Consider the following 16008-nt stretch of genomic DNA (forward strand, 5'->3'; position numbering starts at 1 on the left):
TCTAAAGTGCTTTTGAACTGAGAATTTTCTGTGCCTCTTTTATTTTATCGCGTAAAATTAATTTTGCACGATAATAATTTGATTTTGATGTTCCTTCTGAAATATTCAAAAGCGAAGCGATTTCCTTATGTGAAAAATCGTCTAATTGGTATAAGTTAAACACCAGTCTGTATTGATCTGGAAGATCTTGTATTAATTTTAAAAGCTGATTTAAAGATAGACTGTCTTCATTTTCCACTTCAATTTCGACTGAATCTTTTAGAATATCGTTTTTAAATTCAATAGAAAAAGGTATTTGTTCTTTGTATTTATCGATGGCCTTATAGATGGTTATTCGTTTCATCCACCCTTCAAAAGATCCTTTCCTTGAAAAAGTTCTTATTTTTTGAAAAATTGTAATAAAAGCATCGTGCAAGTTATCCTCTGCATCTGCCTCGTTTCGGCAATATTTCAGCGAAATAAAGAAAAGGCTATCCTTATATTTCCTGAATAGTTCGCTTTGAGCTGCTCGGTTGTTTTTACAACATCTCCTTATTAAATCGTCTTCTTTCAATTGTAACTATCCATTTAAGAACATTCAATTACTTTTAAAACTAGTGGCATAGATGTTACCAGTTCTCCTGTGATTATGTCATCAAATCTAACATAAATTATTTGAGGATTTATAGTGTTTTCATACAGTAAGTTTACTATTGGGTTTACACCCGAAAGCATATCTTCGTAGTTTTCGTAATAAGTAGTTCTAATTGTTGCCGGATCGTCTATTCTTGTAAAAGGAAAGAAACACTCAAAATAACTATCTAAATTGAAAATAGCTTTTTCTGAACCAGGGCGAATTTCACATTCTTCAAATAGAAATTTTTTACAAGGTTCTGTACATTCTTTTAATAACTGAAAACGGTCGGTACCATTTTCTATGGTCATCTGAGATTCGTCATAGCTAATTACTTTCCAATCGTAGTTCCACGCTTCTTTTACATCTTCATTACCTATTAAAAAAATATTGAGATGAAGTTCGTCTTCTATAAAATAGGTAATCCAAGTCCCCGCAAATGAGTTTTCATCGGAATACAATCCTACATTACCAGTGTTGCTTACTTCAAAATAAGAACTATCATATTCACTATTTGGTCCTTCTATGTGGCTGATTTTCCAAATACAGGAAGTTTCGGTTAGAATATTGTTGCATGTGGTAATTTCGTCTGCAACTAAACATTTCTCTATAGCCTCTTTCAACTCGTCATTATTATTAATAGTGTAGGGCTCACCACTGTTTAAAGTACTTGTAATAGGATAGCTTAAGCTAATTGACTTCCCTTCTTCGAGTGTGTCTAAAAAGTCACTAAATTCACTATCACTATTTATAACCTGATAGCCGAAAATTTCAAAGTCTTCATCGTAAATAATCAAAGTGAATCCATAATTGAAGTCTATACAAGTAATTTCATTGGTAAAATCACTGTTAGCAGCCTTTTCAATTAAATTGTAAAGTTCAGAGTTTACTTGTATAACCTGTGATGGATCGATTTTACCGAGCGGTTCATTTTCGCAAGAACCAAAAAGGACCATCAGGAAAATAAATGCAACTAATTTAAATATTTTCATAAGAAGCTTGATTAAGTTGTTTCCCTATAGTCTGATAATATTAAAAAGGTTGCGTTAAATGGATTGATTTATTCATTACCTTAGTATTAATCTATTAACTTAGATTTTTCTTATTTACTAAAAGGAAAATTATGAATGCTACAAAGTATGCGATTATCGTAATTGGCCTTTTGGTTTTTTTAATGAGTAATAAATTATGTGCTCAGGAAGAATCTCTTTCTAATAAATTCCCGATTAAATCATTCTCTATCACTCCAACAAATATTTTTTGGAGCCGTCCTGATAGAAATACAAATTCTTATTTTGCAGGTTATGCGGTAATTGTTGATGTTACATTTAATTATAAAAGAAACTTATTATCGTTTGCTCCTTCTGCGGGCTTTGAGGTATTGGGGAGTAGTAAATACGTTCAACTTAATATACTTTACGGAAGAGAATTTAGACTTTCAAACCGATGGTTTTTAGAAACTCACGCTGGCGTGGGGTACTTGTACCTAGAAGACCCTCAACACAACTCGTTTTTTCAAACGTATTACCAACGAAATTTCCGATCTACTATGGGGTTCCCAATAATGGCGAAATTACGATTTATGACGGGTAAAAAGTTTTCGGTGGGTTTACTCCTACAAACTAATATCAATTTCGAATTCCCCATTTATTCAAGTGGAGTGTCATTGCAGTGGGATTTATAGGAAGATTCTAATTAATAACAAATTGCATTATAAACAAAGTATAGTAATTGTAAAATATTAACCTCTAATTTATTAATTATGAAACATCTAAAAATCAAATTTGTAATTTCAAGTTTCCTATACTTTTTAATATCATTAACTACTATAGCGCAAACTGAAGCCAACTCTAATAAGTTTGCCTATCGTTCTTTTTCTATTAGTCCATTAGGGGTTTTTGTAGGAGGGAATTCGGGTGTTGCCGGAAGTGGAGATGTAAACTTTAATTATGGGAAAAATATTTTTGGGTTGGAAATTGGAGCTGGTACTGAAGGAAGTTTTATTGGTAGTAATGATGAATTTACCGAAGTAAATTTTCTATACGGTCGGAGTTTTCCATTAAGTGAAAAAATTTTTACCGACATTTTTGTGGGAGCTGGATATTTTCATTTCAATACCTATGGAGTAGTAGATTCAAATACTGGAAGAAGAGGAGATATAACAGAAAATACTATTGGTTTTCCAATTGGCGCTAAATTGCAATTTAGTCTAGGTCCGCGATACTCTATGGGGCTTAAACTTGCTGCTAATATTAATTCTGTTGAATCAATTGGTGCTTTGGGTTTATCACTTCAATGGAATCGATTTCGAGAATAAGTATTAAATAAAAAGCCTTCATTCAAAGTATTGAAGAAGGCTTTTTAAAGTTTAATATGTTAAACTCTACGCTCGAATATGGCCATCTCCGTAAACGTAGTATTTATTAGTCACCAATTGCTTTAAACCTAAGGGGCCGCGATGATGTAGTTTATCTGTGCTAATAGCAAGTTCGGCGCCAACGCCCATTTGTCCGCCATCTGTGAAGCGAGTAGAGGCGTTATGGTAAACAGCAGCACTGTCTATGTTTTCCATAAAATTAGCTGCTTTGCTATTGTCTTCGGTTAGAATAGCACTTGAATGCCCACCACTGTATTTATTTATTTTTGAAATAGCTTGGTCGATGTTTTCAACTTCGCCAATTGCAATTTTCATTGCTAAAAACTCTTCATACCAAGTATTTTCATCGTCGATTAATTTTGAAGAAGAAAGTGTTTGTTTAACTTCAGAATCTACAATAATTTCCACTTTTGAAGTTTCTAGCACTTCTTTTAATTCTTGAAGTTTTGTTGCGTAATTAGGGATGTTCTTATCTACTAAAACTTTATCTAATGCGTTGCAACCTGAAATTTTATCGGTTTTTGCATTGATAATTACCTCAAGGGTTTTTTTCCAATCGGCATCTTCAGCTACATACAAAAAGTTGTTTCCACGACCGCTAACTAAAACGGCACAATTGGCATTTTCCTTTACAAATTGAATTAATCGTTCGCCACCACGTGGTACGATTAAATCTATTGTTTCATCAGGATTTTTTAAGAAGGCTTGTGTTTCTTCTCGGTTTAGCTCTAGCATCGTAATCCAATCTTTCTCTAGACCGTTTTCTTGTAACGCATCATGCCAGAATTTCACCAAAATTTTATTGCTATTATAGGCTTCTTTACCGCCTTTTAATAGAATTTTGTTATTGGCTTTAAAAGCAAGTACTGCAGCTTCGATAGTAACATCTGGTCTTGATTCGTATATAATCATAATAGTGCCAAATGGAGCAGTTTTATTAATTATCTTAAGACCACTTTCTAGCTCCCTACTGCTTATCTCCCGGTTTACTGGATCTTCTTGATCTTTAACCTCAGAAATAGCTTTAATCATACCATCAATCTTGGAGTTATCTACCACCAATCTGTCATATAGTGCTTGGTCATCCTTTTTAAAGGCTTGTAGATCCTTTTTATTTGCTTGTAATAATTCTTCACGGTTTTTATCGATAATATTTATCATCGAATTTAAAACCTGATTTTTTAATTTTTCCTCTATCAACTTCATATTCTCTTCTGTTTTTTAAATTATGCGTAAAATTTTGTACCTAAATCATGGCCGTTTAAAATGTCAACAATTACATTTTTACGTTTTCCATTAGCAATATAAGTAGGTATGTTTTTCTTGGCCGTTTGCTTGGCAATTTTAAGTTTGGATTTCATCCCACCACGACCTTCACCTTCGCCTTTTTTTGAAGCTTGAACGTATTGTTCCACAGCCTGGTCTGGGTGTACTTTGCTCAGTTTTTCAGAATCTTCATCATCTGGGTGACCTGTATATAAGCCATCAGTATCTGTTAAGATCACTAAAGCGTCTGCTTCAATAAGTTCAGCTACTAAGCTAGCGAGTTCATCATTATCACTGAACATAGACATTGTTAACGAAACTGCGTCGTCTTCATTTGCAATGGGAACAATTCCTTCTGCTAAAAGACCTTCATAGCAATTAATCATATTTTCACGATGTTTTCCTGGAGTGAAATCGCGTTTAGTTGCTAAAATTTGAGCACATCGCATTCCGTAATCATGGAATAGGCTATAGTAATGTCGCATCATTCGAGGTTGCCCTACAGAAGAATATATTTGCCTTCTTGTAGCGTCATCCTTTGCCTTGCATTCACCTAAAACCTCCATACCAGCTATTGCTGATCCTGAAGAAACCAAAACAGGTGAGTACCCATCTTCGTATAAGGTAGCGATTTGTCTTACCAGTTCATTGAGAATTGGTCCTACAATACGATTGTCTTTATTTGTCATAACGTTGGTTCCTACTTTTATAACCACTCGTTTTTCCTTCATATAATTTCCTTTTTTTTATTTTCCTAATTCTGTAGCTCTGTTAAAAGCTGCATAAGCAGCCTCTTTAATCAATTCCTTTACATTGTTATCCTCCATAGAATCTAATGCTGCTTGAGTCGTTCCTCCTTTGGATGCTACCATCTTCATCCAACTATTTGGTGAAAGATCAGATTCTGTGAAAAGTCTTACAGCACCCTCAAATGTTTGGGTGACCAATATTTTGGAATCATTCTGTGAGAAGCCCATTTTTAATGCTGCTTCCAACATAGATTGCATAAAGTAGAAAACGTAAGCTGGGCCACTTCCTGAAATACCGGTAGAAGCATTAATAAAATTTTCGTTTTCTACGTGAATAGCTTCTCCAGTTGTATCTAATAGGTTTCGCACCATTAAAAGTTCGACGCGACTAACATCTTTGGCTGCTGTAAATGATGTCATTCCCATTCCAACCTTTGCTGGGAGATTTGGCATGGCTCTAACCACTTTTTTAATATCTAGGCTATTTTGGATGGTTTCGATAGTAACTCCAGCCATTAATGATATAAAAACCTGATCACCGTTGATCATGCTTTTCATTCTCTGGAATAACTCATCACTGTGGTATGGTTTTACAGCTACAAAAACGATATCTGCTTTGGGAAGGCAGTCTCCTAAATTTCTATAAACATCAAATTTCTCAACCTTTTCGAGAGATGAAATTTTTTCATCTGAAACATCGTAAATCATTAATTTTCTACGATTTAATAAAGGAGAATCAGCCATGCCTTCGGCATATGTCAACCCCATATTTCCTGCGCCAATTACTAGTACTTTCATAATTTGTTTTATTGTTAGGCCTATAAGGCTGCAAGTACTATGCGAGAGGGCCAATAAAAATTTTTAATTCTGAAGTTTAAAATTAAAATCGCTGTTAGCGTACTATACAAGGTGGTTTAAGTGCTTTTAAGCTTATTTAAAAACCTGAAAATCTTAAGGTGACAGGATTGCACACTTTTAGCTTTTTATGAAATTATGGCATAAAAACAAAAAACGCCTTCATTTCTGAAGGCGTTTTTTTAAGTTTATGGTTATGAGTTAAAATAATCTCACAACTAAAATTTAATCTCTCTTTCTATCTCTATCACGGTTATCGCGATTATCACGTCCGCGGTTATCGCGTCCGCGATTGTCACGTCCACCATTTCGGCTGTCTTCACGTGGAGCACGCTCTTTGTAGCCTTCTGGTTTTGGTAATAAAGCTTTTCTAGAAATTTTGTCTTTTTTAGTTCTTGGGTCGAAACCTAAGTATTTTACATCAAATACATCTCCCATGTTTACAACATCGGATACGTTTTCTGTGCGTTCCCAAGCTAGTTCACTAACGTGTAATAAAGATTCATTTCCTGGAGCTTCTAAATATTCTACAACAGCACCAAAGTCAAGCATTTTAATTACTTTAACTTCGTAAACACTATTCATTTCAGGTTTAAATGTTATAGACTTTATTTTAGCTAAAACAGCATCAATACCTTCCTGACCTGTTCCTAGAATTTCTACAATTCCTTCTTCAGTTTCTGGATCTTCATTAATAACAATTGTACAACCTGTTTCTTTTTGAAGTTCTTGAATAACTTTTCCTCCAGGTCCAATTAAAGCACCAATGTACTCATTAGGAATTCTAACAGTTACCATTTTAGGAGCGTAAGACTTAACATCTTCACGTGGCTCTGCAATAGTCTCAGTCAATTTTTCAAGAATATGAAGTCTTCCTTCTCTTGCTTGTTTTAAAGCATTTACAAGAATCTCATAGCTTAGCCCTTTTACTTTAATGTCCATTTGGCAAGCAGTAATACCGTCTGCCGTTCCAGTAACTTTAAAGTCCATATCACCTAAGTGATCTTCATCGCCTAGAATATCAGAAAGTACAGCGTATTTACCACTATCACCATCAGAGATTAATCCCATTGCAATACCAGATACTGGTTTTATCATTTGGATTCCTGCATCCATCATTGCCATTGTTCCAGCACAAACAGTTGCCATAGAAGAAGAACCGTTAGATTCTAATACTTCTGAAACTACACGTACAGTGTAAGGACAATCGCTAGGCACCATTCCTTTAAGTGCACGTTGCGCTAGGTTACCATGTCCAATCTCACGACGAGATGTACCACGAATTGGTCTAGCTTCTCCAGTACTAAAAGGAGGGAAGTTGTAATGTAGGTAGAATTTTTCTTCACCTTCAAATGAAGGCATGTCTATTTGGTTTGCTTCTCTTGAAGTTCCTAAAGTCACTGTTGCCAGTGCTTGAGTTTCTCCACGAGTAAAAATAGAAGAACCGTGTACAGATGGCAGGTAATCAACTTCACACCAAATAGGGCGAATTTCGTTTGTTTTACGCCCATCTAAACGTAAACCTTCGTTTAGCGTTAAATCTCTAACTGCAGCTTTTTCAGCTTTGTAATAATATCTTGAAACAAGATCTCCAAAGTCTTCTAACTCTTCTTCAGTAAAAGTAGCTTTAATAGATTCTTTTATTTCAGCAAAAGCAGTTGTTCTTTCGTGTTTAGCAGAACCAGCTTGTGCAATAGCATAAACTTTATCGTATGCCATATCGTAAACCTTCTTTTCAAGGTCTGCGTCTTCTCTTTCTGCAGGGTATTCACGTGTTTCCTTCTTTCCAAAAGCTTCAGCAAGTCTCACTTGTGCAGCACATTGAACTTTAATGTGTTCGTGTGCAAACTTAATTGCTTCAGTCATTTCTTCTTCAGAAATCTCGTCCATTTCACCTTCAACCATCATTACACTATCAGCAGAAGCTCCAATCATCATATCGATGTCAGACTCTAGTAATTGTGCTCTTGTTGGGTTGATGATAAATTCACCGTTGATTCTTCCTACACGTGCTTCTGAAATAGGGCATTCGAAAGGAAAATCAGATAGCTGAATTGCAGCAGAAGCTGCTAATCCTGCCATTGCATCTGGCATAACATCGTCGTCGTGACTCATTAACTGAATCATTACTTGTGTTTCAGCGTGGTAATCTTTTGGGAAAAGTGGACGTAAAACTCGGTCTACTAGACGCATTGTTAACACTTCTCCATCACTTGGTCTTGCTTCTCTTTTAAAGAAACCTCCTGGGTAACGACCAGAAGCAGCATACTTTTCGCGGTAATCTACTGTAAGTGGTAGGAAATCTAAGTCTTTGTAGTCGTAGTTAGAAACTACTGTACATAATAACATACATTTTCCAGATTGTACAACTACAGAACCGTGAGCTTGTTTAGCTAACTTTCCAGTTTCAAGGGTGATTTGTCTTCCATCACCAAGGTCAATGACCTCTTTAAATACTTTAGGTATCATTTGTTTTTCATTTTTGCACATAAAGATATGTGCAGTTAATTTTTGGTCTGAGCTTGTTTTTCAAGCTAAGTGTTGTTGTGTTGTTGTGGTTTGACCAATGAAAAACTAAGGGGGTAGCCTTCTTTATAAATTATCGATTTCTCTAATAAAACCCCAAATCAAATTTGGAATAAAAAATAAAGGGGCGTAAAACGCCCCTCTTATAATTACTTACGTAATCCTAATTCTTTTATAATAGCACGGTAACGAAGAATGTCTTTTTTCATTAAATAATCTAAAAGAGATCTTCTTTTTCCTACTAACATTACCAATGAACGCTCAGTGTTGAAGTCCTTTTGGTTGTTTTTAAGGTGTTTTGTTAAATGCTCGATACGGTAAGTAAACAAAGCGATCTGTCCCTCTGCAGAACCAGTATCTTTCTTTGATTTACCGTGTTTTTCAAAAATTTTTTCTTTAGCTTCTTGTGATAAATACATGCCAATATTGTTAAAATGATTTTTATGTATTGACTACCATTTTGATAATCAAGGCTGCAAAAATAGTAAAACTTATTGAGTTACTATATTATTTTTTAGAATAATAACTACTTATTAAAACTTATGCAGTTTCTTTACGTACTGGTCTGTTTGAAACCAAGTCTAGGTAAAGGTTAACTTTTCGCTTTAAATCTTTACGATGTGTGATAAAATCTAAAAACCCGTGCTCTAATACAAATTCAGATGTTTGGAACCCTTCAGGTAGTTCTTTACCTGTAGTATCTCTCACAACACGTGGTCCAGCAAAACCAATTAATGCACCTGGTTCACTAATGTTGATGTCACCCAACATTGCAAAAGAAGCTGTTGTTCCTCCTGTAGTTGGGTCTGTAGCTAAAGAAATGTAAGGAATACCAGCATCACTTAATTGTGCAAGCTTTACACTTGTTTTAGCAAGTTGCATCAACGAAAGCGCAGCTTCCATCATTCTAGCTCCACCACTTTTTGAAATAATCATTAGTGGTATTTTTTTCTTTAGAGAATAATCTGCAGCACGTGCAATTTTTTCACCAACAACGCTACCCATAGAACCTCCAATAAAGCTAAAATCCATACAAGCAACAACTAAATCTTCGCCCATCGATTTCCCAACAGCGCAACGAACAGCATCTTTTAATCCTGTTTTTTCTTCTGCTTCTTTTAGCCTGTCTGTGTATTTCTTTTTATCCTCAAACTTAAGAGGGTCTTTAGAAGTAAGGTTTTTGTCTAATTCTTTAAACTTATTATCGTCAAATAAAATTTGAAAATACTCTTTACTTCCTATTCGTACGTGGTAACCGTCTTCAGGACTTACATAAAAGTTTCTTTCAAGCTCTTCGCTATCCACAATTTTACCTGTAGGCGATTTGTACCACAGCCCTTTAGGGACGTCTTTTTTCTCTTCAGTTGGGGTTTGTATCCCTTTTTTCGTTCTTTTAAACCAAGGCATTTTCATCTGTTGTTATTGGTTGAAGTTTCACTATGTTGATTTTAAATTCAGTAATAATAAATTTGGATAATATGGCTTAGTGCATATTGTAATCTATCGTTACGAGAATTATATTATAACGTGTTTACGTTATTTAAATCTTCAAAAGCTTGTTCTAATCTTTTCTTAAATGTTAATTCGCCTTCGCGAAGCCATTTTCTTGGATCGTAATATTTCTTATTTGGAAGGTCATCACCTTCTGGGTTTCCTATTTGTGTTTTTAAATAATCTAGGTTTTTTACAAAATACTCTCTCACACCTTCAGTAAATGCGAATTGCATATCAGTATCGATATTCATTTTTACAACTCCATAGCTTATTGCTTCGCGAATTTCTTCTAATGAAGATCCACTTCCGCCATGAAAAACAAAATCGATAGGGTTGTAACCTGTATTGAATTTTTTCTGAACGTACTCTTGAGAATTTTTCAGGATGATAGGCGTTAGCTTAACATTTCCTGGCTTGTATACACCGTGAACATTACCAAAAGCTGCAGCAATTGTGAATTGATCGCTTATTTTTGAAAGCTCTTCGTAAGCATATGCTACTTCGTCTGGTTGTGTGTAAAGTTTTGAAGAATCTACATCTGTATTATCTACACCATCTTCTTCACCACCTGTAATACCTAATTCAATTTCTAAGGTCATTCCTATTTTGCTCATACGCTCTAAATAGCGCTTACAAATCTCGATGTTCTCCTCGATAGGTTCTTCAGAAAGATCGATCATATGTGAGCTGTATAGTGGTTTACCAGTTTCTTTGTAAAACTTTTCACCAGCATCTAGTAGTCCATCTATCCATGGAAGTAATTTTTTAGCACAGTGGTCTGTATGAAGAATCACTGTTGCGCCATAAAGCTCTGCAAGTTCGTGAACGTGTTTTGCTCCAGCTATAGCACCAGCAATTGCTGCTTTTTCATTTTCATTAGAAAGCCCTTTTCCTGCATTGAATTGAGCTCCCCCGTTTGAAAATTGAATAATTACAGGAGAATTTAATCCAGCAGCGGTTTCCATTACAGCATTAACGCTATCTGAACCTACAACGTTTACCGCAGGCATAGCAAAACCTTTTTCTTTTGCGTATTTATGTATTTTTTGAACTTCTTTTCCGGTGGCAACACCTGGCTTAATTCCGTGACTCATAATTTTTGAGATAATATGTTAATCGAAAATTCTTCTATTTGAAACTATAAACTGATAACTCAATTAGCAGACAAAAATAACAAATTTATATGGTTTAGAAGGGGTAGTTAATACCTATGTTGTAAACAGCTTTTGAGAAGTTGTAATCTTTAAACCAACGTTCGCCTACAGGACGTGCAGGGTTATGGGTTTTAAAGCCTACATCCAATCTGATAACGAAGAAACCAAAATCGTATCTAAGCCCTATTCCTGAAGCAACAGCAAGCTCTTTTAAATCTTTAAACCCGTTAAATTTGGCTTCTTCATCTTGTATATTGTCGTAAACATTCCAGATATTTCCAGAATCCACAAATAATGCACCTTTTACGGCACCGATAATTGTAAACCTATATTCTGCGTTTAAAGCTATTTTAAAGTTAGCCTCGTTAAACTCATCTTTACTGCCGCTGCTTCCCGGACCTAAGTCATATGCTCGCCATCCGCGATTGTCATTTGCACCACCTGCAAAATAGCTTCGCGTAAATGGAATACTATTACTATTACCATACGGAATAGCAATTCCGCCAAATGCTCTTACAGCTAGAATATTATTGTCGTCTAGCTCCCAGTGTTTAATATACTCAGCTTCACCTTTAATGTATTGAGAATATTGCACGTTAAGGACTTCGTAGTTTCCTCGATCGTTCTTTTTTGCGCCAATTAAGCTCGCAACACTAGAAAGAATATTCCCAGCACTTTCAAGTTTAAATCTTGTACGTGAAAAACTATTGTCTTGAATGTTTTCACGTGTGTCTCTTGTACGGGTAATATTGGAAGCGAAAATCAAGTTGTTCTCGGTAAGCCTTGCTTTTCTTTCATCAATATTATCAACTAACTGATATGCTTCTCCTTGGTCTGAAACAGGAGTGATGTCTCCATTTAATACATCTCTAATAAAGCCATTTGCACCACTTGGAATTTCAAGTACTAGTTCGTTATTGTTGTTGATTGAATAATATTCGGGGTTGATAATTCCTGGGTAAGCAAATTCTGTTTGTTGTGCTATGTCATTGAGTTGTTCAAAACTGTTTTTGTATACATTGAAGTAATTTCCAATATTGAGGTTTTTCACATATTGAACATTAAGTACGTCAACTTGATAGTTGAGGATTTTTGAAGGCTTCCAACTGTAATTGTAAAAGCTGTTAAAAGACTGTCGATCCAAGCCAATATTGTTTTGTGCACTTGCACCAAAACTTAAAGTTGTGGTTGGAAGCATATATTTTGGAATTAGCTTTTGGGTGTTAAATGGTAAAATAATACGCGGGAAAGTCAGTTTTGCATCCCCACCAAATTCTGAAATATTAAAAAAGCTACTTGAATTATCCGCAGCATCTTTCGAAGATCCTAAACTTCCTTTACCTGAAATTTGAAGTATTTCTGCTCCTCTAAAAATATTTCTAAATGTCATATTTCCACTAAATCCAATCCCGTATTGTTGAATAGTAGATAAAAAAGCATCAAAATCTACTCCCAAGGTCTTATTGTCACGAGGGCTTAATAAAATAGAGGTGTTAAGCAAGGTGCCTGTAGTGTCATTCGGAACAGGGGTATAGTTTATGTTGGGGTATTTGAAAATTTTTAAATCGCTAAGCTGATTGTAGGTAAGCGACCTGTCTATATCTTTAAATATCTTACCTGGTGTAATAGAAACAGCATCTGTGATTGCTTTCGGTCTGTAACGCATTTTACCATAACTGTATAGCTTATATCCATTATAACTTATAGAATCACTATAGATTTTGTTCCGATTGGCATAACTGTAGTCTGTAACAATGTGAACTTCATTAATTTTATGAACTTTAAATGGAACCGTTCTGGAACTATCGGCATCGGTTATTTTTCTATCGGCAATTAAATAAGTGATGTTAGCTTTGTGATCTGTATTTACAGTGTCGGCTTCAAACCTTACGTAATCTTGTTCAAAATGATAAAGACCAGAGTTCCTTAGAAGCACTGTAAGTCTATCTCTTTCATTCACAAAATCGGCAGCAGAGTATTGTCTTCCTGCCTTAATAAATGAATTATTTTTTGTCCTTTGAAAAAGGGAATCTACTACTGGAGAACTTATTTTTTCAATAATTGTGTCTCCAATAATATAGGGTTTCTGTCTATTAATATTGAAAACTAATGAAGCTCTTTTTGCTCTTTTTTTGTCAGGCTCGATTTTAAAATTTACCTCATTGTTAAAGTAGCCAAGACTTGCATACCATCGTTCTAATCGCTCTAAAGATTTTTCAGTTTTATTTTCTCTAATAATTACTGGAGCATCGCCTAATTTCTGAAGCCATTTGTTGAAGCTAACATAGCTACTGTCTATCTGGTCAACTTGTTTTTTTGATAAAAATCGGATAAGCCTTTCTTCTCTTTTTGGATTTTTATGAAGCCACTTTAAATATGTAGAATCTGGCTGTGGATCTGCTAAGTTGTAGATGTGTAAACCTAAAGGAACACCTATTAAGGGAATGGTAGGATTGGGCTTTTGCGCTAATTGGCTATAAACCCCAGCGTCTTTAATTTTAGTGCTATCTACCAATATAGTGTTCTCTGTTAGTAGAAATTCTCCATCTGGTACTTGTTTTACAGCATTACAAGAATATAATAAGCTTATAAATACTATAAATAATGATATTTTTGCAAGATAGTGCGTCAAAAGTGCTCGTTTAGTCAACTTCAAAAATACTATATTTTGGTTAGCAAAAGTCAAACAAAATTAATAACAAGTCTTCAACAGAAAAAGTATAGAGATCAAACTAATTTTTTTGTGGCAGAAGGGCCTAAAGTTATTGCAGAATTAATTAATGAAGGCGTAGAGCTTCAATGGTTATTTACCGTAGACCAATCAGAAATTGTTGACAAAAATCACTTGCTTGTAGATGAAAAAGCGCTGAAGAAATTAAGTTTTTTAAAAACAGCGAATACTTCTGTTGCAGTTTTTAAAATTCCAAAAAATGAATCTATCAAAAATACAGGATTAACGGTAGTCTTAGACGCTGTTCGTGACCCTGGGAATCTTGGGACAATTATACGTTTGTGCGATTGGTTTGGGGTTCAACAATTGGTGTGTTCTAAAGATACTGTAGATTGTTATAATCCTAAAGTAGTACAAGCTACAATGGGGTCCTTGGCTAGGGTAGCTGTGCATTATACATCACTTCCAGAATTCTTGAATAATACAACACAGAAAACTTACGGTGCTTGTATGGATGGAAACAATATTTATTCTGAAAAGTTGCCCAAAGATGCTGTGATTGTAATGGGTAATGAAGCAAATGGAATATCAGAAGAGATAAAGAATATGCTGAATCAAAAGTTAACTATTCCACGTTTTGGAGAAACCCAAAGAGCGGAAAGCTTAAATGTTGCCACAGCGACGGCTATTTTTTTAAGTGAATTTAGAAGCGCTACTGAAAAGTAAAGTTAATAAATATTGCCCTTGAGGATAATTTATCAATATTTCCAGTCCATGGGCTATTTGGGTCGTCATCTCTTACTAATTCATCATTTAACGCAAATACTCCTCGAATTGAAGGCGTGAATTTAAAGTAATACAAATAGAAGTCTATACCAAAGCCTAACTCATAATAATAAGTTCCTTTCATCATTCTGAATTTCCCTTGTTCATTATCTTCGGGATTATCCTGATTGCTAGAAAGGTTTAAGGAAGCCGAAACTCCACCAACCACAAAAGGTCTAAAATTATTTAATTTATTGGTAGAAAACTTTACTAAAAGCGGCACGTGTATATAAGTAGATTTAACTTCACGCAGAGAGTCTTGAGCCCCTGTTATACTTCGAAACTCTAAATCGCGTTGTGTAAAATATAATCCAGGTTCTAAACGCAGGTGAATATTTTCAATAATTTTCATATCCCCTACAAGACCAACATTAAAACCTGCGGAGCGTTGTACCAATACATCTGTGTCGTTGCCAAGATGTTGTTTATAATCAAATTTAAAGTCGTAGCTATTAAAGCCTAAAAAATAACCGTAAGTAAGAAATCTTTTATCAAAATTTTGTAAATTTTCTAAGCGTTCCTTACTAAAAAGGCCTCCTTGTGCAGAGCTGCTGGTTACACAAAATAAAATGGCAATTACAAAAAATATTTTTTTCATACTTATTTTGTTGCTTTATAAATGGTAGCTACACCAAAAGTTTGGGGATGGTTTTCCACATTCTTAAACCCGATTTCTCCTAAAATATTGTTGAGCTTTTCACCATGTGGAAATGTGGAAGCGCTTTCACTTAAATATTTATAGGCAACTTTATCTTTAGAAAACACCTTTCCGATAAGCGGTAAAATGTTTTTAGAATATAAGTTGTAACCTTGTTTAAAAGGGAATTTTGAGGGTACAGAAGTTTCTAAAACTACAAAAATACCATTGCTTTTTAGCACACGAAGTATTTCTGAAAGCCCTACTTCAAGATTTTCAAAATTTCTAATACCAAAAGAAACTGTAATTGCGTCAAAGGTGTTGTCTTCAAAAGGTAGCGCTTCAGAATCACCTTGAATAAATTCAATTTTTTGAGAAATTGGTTTTCCAGAAACTTTTTTCTTTGCAATTGAAAGCATTCCTTCTGAAAGGTCTAAACCGACAATTTTTTCAGCATTTGTGCTTTCAGCAAACTGAATTGCAAGATCTCCTGTTCCAGTAGCAATATCTAAAATGGAGTTTGGCTTTGTGTCACCAACCATTTTAATAACCTTTTTTCGCCACTTAATATCAGAGCCAAGTGAAATTACACGGTTTAAACCGTCATAATTCTCAGAAATGTTGTCGAACATCTGTTCAACTTGTTTCTTTTTACCGTCTTGCGAATCTTTGTAGGGAGTTATTTTTTTCTTCATAATTGTACGCCTACAAAACTACATATTTTTTGGACAGATGATACTACCTTTGTTAAAGTTTCAGGAAGTAAAAATATATACTTTAATGCGCTAATATTCAATATCAATATCATAAATACATATCTTTGCATCCACTTATTTCATTC

General features: G+C 34.7%; 15 protein-coding genes. 3 read left to right on the forward strand and 12 right to left on the reverse strand.

The genetic code is table 11. The annotated features are described in order from the left end of the window. Nucleotide 1: 1 nt before the first annotated feature. Nucleotides 2-553 carry an RNA polymerase sigma factor gene (locus H4O20_RS04380; RefSeq protein WP_185098403.1) on the reverse strand — a complete coding sequence of 184 codons (552 nt, stop codon included), beginning with the start codon at nt 551-553 and terminating at the stop codon, nt 2-4. A 14-nt stretch (nt 554-567) separates the two neighbouring features. After that, nucleotides 568-1605 carry a hypothetical protein gene (locus H4O20_RS04385; protein WP_185098404.1) on the reverse strand — a complete coding sequence of 346 codons (1038 nt, stop codon included), beginning with the start codon at nt 1603-1605 and terminating at the stop codon, nt 568-570. Between the two features lie 131 nt (nt 1606-1736). On the opposite strand from H4O20_RS04385, the gene H4O20_RS04390 reads away from it, so the two are divergent. Next, entirely contained in the window at nt 1737-2297 is a 561-nt protein-coding gene (locus tag H4O20_RS04390) for a DUF3575 domain-containing protein (RefSeq protein ID WP_185098405.1), read from the forward strand. Nucleotides 2298-2375: 78 nt separating this feature from the next. Continuing rightward, on the forward strand, nt 2376-2930 hold the full coding sequence (locus tag H4O20_RS04395; RefSeq protein WP_185098406.1) for a hypothetical protein: 555 nt from the start codon (nt 2376-2378) through the stop codon (nt 2928-2930). Between the two features lie 66 nt (nt 2931-2996). Here the strand turns inward: H4O20_RS04395 and H4O20_RS04400 are convergent, their stop codons facing one another. The 8 genes from H4O20_RS04400 to H4O20_RS04435 all read right to left on the reverse strand — a co-directional run bounded on the left by H4O20_RS04400 (nt 2997) and on the right by H4O20_RS04435 (nt 13666). Then, nucleotides 2997-4196 carry a glutamate-5-semialdehyde dehydrogenase gene (locus H4O20_RS04400; protein WP_185098407.1) on the reverse strand — a complete coding sequence of 400 codons (1200 nt, stop codon included), beginning with the start codon at nt 4194-4196 and terminating at the stop codon, nt 2997-2999. A gap of 20 nt (nt 4197-4216) precedes the next feature. Continuing rightward, complete coding sequence (gene proB, locus H4O20_RS04405; protein ID WP_185098408.1) at nt 4217-4987, reverse strand: glutamate 5-kinase; 771 nt, start codon at nt 4985-4987, stop codon at nt 4217-4219. Nucleotides 4988-5002: 15 nt separating this feature from the next. Continuing rightward, nucleotides 5003-5803: a pyrroline-5-carboxylate reductase gene (gene proC / locus H4O20_RS04410; RefSeq protein WP_185098409.1), complete on the reverse strand. Its 801-nt coding sequence runs from the start codon at nt 5801-5803 to the stop codon at nt 5003-5005. Nucleotides 5804-6085: 282 nt separating this feature from the next. Next, nucleotides 6086-8329 (reverse strand): polyribonucleotide nucleotidyltransferase, encoded by a 2244-nt coding sequence (locus H4O20_RS04415; RefSeq protein WP_139855781.1) that lies wholly within the window; start codon nt 8327-8329, stop codon nt 6086-6088. 206 nt (nt 8330-8535) lie between these two features. Continuing rightward, a complete protein-coding gene (gene rpsO, locus H4O20_RS04420) occupies nt 8536-8805 on the reverse strand; it encodes a 30S ribosomal protein S15 (RefSeq protein WP_139855782.1) in 270 nt (89 codons plus the stop codon). A 121-nt stretch (nt 8806-8926) separates the two neighbouring features. Then, nucleotides 8927-9793, reverse strand: coding sequence for an acetyl-CoA carboxylase, carboxyltransferase subunit beta (gene accD / locus H4O20_RS04425; RefSeq protein WP_139855783.1), 867 nt, complete (start codon nt 9791-9793; stop codon nt 8927-8929). A gap of 113 nt (nt 9794-9906) precedes the next feature. Then, entirely contained in the window at nt 9907-10974 is a 1068-nt protein-coding gene (gene fbaA / locus H4O20_RS04430; protein WP_139855784.1) for a class II fructose-bisphosphate aldolase, read from the reverse strand. 94 nt (nt 10975-11068) lie between these two features. Next, entirely contained in the window at nt 11069-13666 is a 2598-nt protein-coding gene (locus H4O20_RS04435) for a BamA/TamA family outer membrane protein (protein ID WP_185098410.1), read from the reverse strand. Between the two features lie 36 nt (nt 13667-13702). On the opposite strand from H4O20_RS04435, the gene H4O20_RS04440 reads away from it, so the two are divergent. After that, nucleotides 13703-14431, forward strand: a complete 729-nt coding sequence (locus H4O20_RS04440) for an RNA methyltransferase (RefSeq protein ID WP_185098411.1) — start codon at nt 13703-13705, stop codon at nt 14429-14431. Here H4O20_RS04440 and H4O20_RS04445 read toward each other — a convergent pair. Both H4O20_RS04445 and ubiE read right to left on the reverse strand, forming a co-directional pair. Then, on the reverse strand, nt 14418-15128 hold the full coding sequence (locus tag H4O20_RS04445; RefSeq protein WP_139855787.1) for a porin family protein: 711 nt from the start codon (nt 15126-15128) through the stop codon (nt 14418-14420). The two genes, H4O20_RS04440 and H4O20_RS04445, sit on opposite strands and share 14 nt — an antisense overlap. A 2-nt stretch (nt 15129-15130) precedes the next feature. After that, nucleotides 15131-15862, reverse strand: a complete 732-nt coding sequence (gene ubiE / locus H4O20_RS04450) for a bifunctional demethylmenaquinone methyltransferase/2-methoxy-6-polyprenyl-1,4-benzoquinol methylase UbiE (protein WP_139855788.1) — start codon at nt 15860-15862, stop codon at nt 15131-15133. Between the last annotated feature and the right edge of the window lie 146 nt (nt 15863-16008).

The sequence above is a fragment of the Aequorivita sp. 609 genome, assembly GCF_014212065.1.
In the GTDB taxonomy this organism is placed as follows: Bacteria; Bacteroidota; Bacteroidia; order Flavobacteriales; family Flavobacteriaceae; genus Aequorivita; species Aequorivita sinensis.